This is a genomic window from Butyricicoccus sp. OF27-2pH9A (assembly GCF_027693185.1).
Classification (GTDB): domain Bacteria; phylum Bacillota; class Clostridia; order Oscillospirales; family Butyricicoccaceae; genus Agathobaculum; species Agathobaculum butyriciproducens.
In genome coordinates this window covers 1-2973 of the sequence record NZ_JAQEXK010000042.1, presented here as the reverse complement: position 1 = coordinate 2973, position 2973 = coordinate 1, and the positions used below count along the sequence as shown (strand labels likewise).

Genomic DNA, 2973 nt, shown 5'->3' with positions numbered 1-2973 from the left:
TACTACAAAATAGCTAAATTTAACCGAGATTACTCTAATAATTGAGATAAACGAAAGTTTATCCGCTACAATCCATGTAAATGGATTTTACAGCTGGTCAAGCTGTAAAGGGCGCAAGGGGAATGCCTTGGCACTGAGAGCCGACGAAGGACGCGACAAGCTGCGATAAGCTACGGGGAGCCGCAAATGGGCTTTGATCCGTGGATTTCCGAATGGGGAAACCCGATGGAGCAATACTCCATCAACCATGACTGAATACATAGGTCATGGTGGGGAACCGCCTGAACTGAAACATCTAAGTAGGGCGAGGAAGAGAAATCAACCGAGATTCCGCTAGTAGTGGCGAGCGAACGCGGAAGAGGCCAAACCGGAGGTAGCAATATTTCCGGGGTTAGGACTGCAATATGTAACTTTAATCTTTAACTGAATGCTTTGGGAAGAGCAGCGATACAGGGTGATAGCCCCGTAAGTGAAAAGGATTGAGTGCTAGCAGTATCCAGAGTACCAGCGGACACGTGAAACCCGCTGGGAAGATGGGGGGACCATCCTCCAAGCCTAAATACTACTCAGTGACCGATAGTGGAGCAGTACCGTGAGGGAAAGGTGAAAAGTACCCCGGGAGGGGAGTGAAAAAGAACCTGAAACCTTGTGCCTACAAGCACCGAGAGTCCGTTAAAGGATGATCGGGTACTTTTTGTAGAACGGTCCGGCGAGTTAATATTTGCAGCGAGGTTAAGGAACTGGAGTTCCGGAGCCGCAGCGAGAGCGAGTCTGAAAAGGGCGTATGAAGTTGCAGGTATTAGACCCGAAACCGGGTGACCTATCCATGAGCAGGCTGAAGCGGTGGTAAGACACCGTGGAGGGCCGCACCCACGTCTGTTGAAAAAGCCGGGGATGACTTGTGGATAGCGGAGAAATTCCAATCGAACTCGGAGATAGCTGGTTCTCCCCGAAATAGCTTTAGGGCTAGCGTTATTTTAGATTACCGGAGGTAAAGCACTGAATGGTCTAGGGGCCGCGAGGTTACCAAAGCCTATCAAACTCTGAATGCCGGATAATTGATGAATAGCAGTCAGACTGTGTGAGATAAGTCTCATAGTCAAAAGGGAAACAGCCCAGATCTACAGCTAAGGTCCCAAATGAACACTAAGTGGAAAATGATGTGAAACTGCGAAGACAACCAGGATGTTGGCTTAGAAGCAGCCACTCATTCAAAGAGTGCGTAATAGCTCACTGGTCGAGTGGTTTTGCGCAGAAAATGTAACGGGGCTAAGTGTTCAACCGAAGCTTAGGCATTGCAGTAATGCATTGGGTAGGGGAGCGTCGTATGCGGGGCGAAGTCAGAGCGGAAGCACTGGTGGACTGCATACGAGTGAGAATGCCGGAATAAGTAGCGAGAATTATGTGAGAATCATAATGGCCGAAAATCTAAGGTTTCTTGGGGAAGGTTCGTCCGCCCAAGGTTAGTCGGGAGCTAAGCTCAGGCCGAAAGGCGTAGGCGATGCACATACGGTAGAAATTCCGTAACCACCGAACATTTAAGCTAGAGGGACGCTTTCTTTAAGGTTATCCCGGGCGATGGTTGCCCCGGGCGTAAGGGACCGAAATATAGTAGGGAAGTAACGGGCGAGAGAGACGAGAAAAGCTCTAGTGTATACTAAGGTGCCCGTACCGCAAACCGACACAGGTAGATGGGATGAGTATTCTAAGGCCAACGGGAGAAGGGTTGTTAAGGAACTCGGCAAATTGGCCCCGTAACTTCGGGATAAGGGGCGCCTGCGAGAGCAGGCCGCAGTGAAAAGGCCCAAGCGACTGTTTAGCAAAAACACAGCTCTCTGCTAAATCGAAAGATGACGTATAGGGGGTGACGCCTGCCCGGTGCTGGAAGGTTAAGGGGAGTGCTTAGCGCAAGCGAAGGTGCGAACTTAAGCCCCAGTAAACGGCGGCCGTAACTATAACGGTCCTAAGGTAGCGAAATTCCTTGTCAGGTAAGTTCTGACCCGCACGAATGGCGTAACGATTTGGGCACTGTCTCAACAGCCCGCCCGGCGAAATTGTAGTACCGGTGAAGATGCCGGTTTCCCGCAACTAGACGGAAAGACCCCATGGAGCTTCACTGTAGCTTGATATTGGATCTCGGTATTCCATGTACAGGATAGGTGGGAGACTTGGAAGTAAGCGCGCCAGCGTTTATGGAGTCAACCTTGGGATACCACTCTTGGGATATTGGGATTCTAACCTGCGACCATGAATCTGGTCGGGGGACACTGTCAGGTGGGCAGTTTGACTGGGGCGGTCGCCTCCAAAAGAGTAACGGAGGCGCTCAAAGGTTCGTTCAGCACGGATGGAAATCGGGCACTGAGTGTAAACGCATAAACGAGCCTAACTGCGAGAATGACGGTTCGAGTAGTAACGAAAGTTGGAGTTAGTGATCCGGCGGTATGTGAATGGAAATGCCGTCGCTCAACGGATAAAAGCTACCCTGGGGATAACAGGCTGATCTCCCCCAAGAGTCCACATCGACGGGGAGGTTTGGCACCTCGATGTCGGCTCATCGCATCCTGGGGCTGAATTCGGTCCCAAGGGTTTGGCTGTTCGCCAATTAAAGCGGTACGCGAGCTGGGTTCAGAACGTCGTGAGACAGTTCGGTCCCTATCTGTTGCGGGCGCAGGAATATTGAGAGGAGCTGTCCTTAGTACGAGAGGACCGGGATGGACGTACCGCTGGTGCACCAGTTGTTCTGCCAAGGGCATAGCTGGGTAGCTAAGTACGGACGAGATAAACGCTGAAGGCATCTAAGCGTGAAACTCCCCTCGAGATAAGTGTTCCCATCCTTCGGGAGTAAGGCCCCTTGTAGACTACAAGGTTGATAGGTCAGGAGTGGAAGTGCAGTAATGTATGGAGCGGACTGATACTAATAGGCCGAGGGCTTGACCTTAAATGTTAGGTAACCTCGAAAGATAGCTTGCGAGT

At 51.0% G+C, this 2973-nt stretch carries 1 rRNA gene; it reads left to right on the top strand.

The annotated features are described in order from the left end of the window. The first annotated feature begins 95 nt into the window (after positions 1 to 95). Positions 96 to 2938 (top strand): 23S ribosomal RNA (locus PG722_RS13810). Positions 2939 to 2973 lie beyond the last annotated feature (35 nt).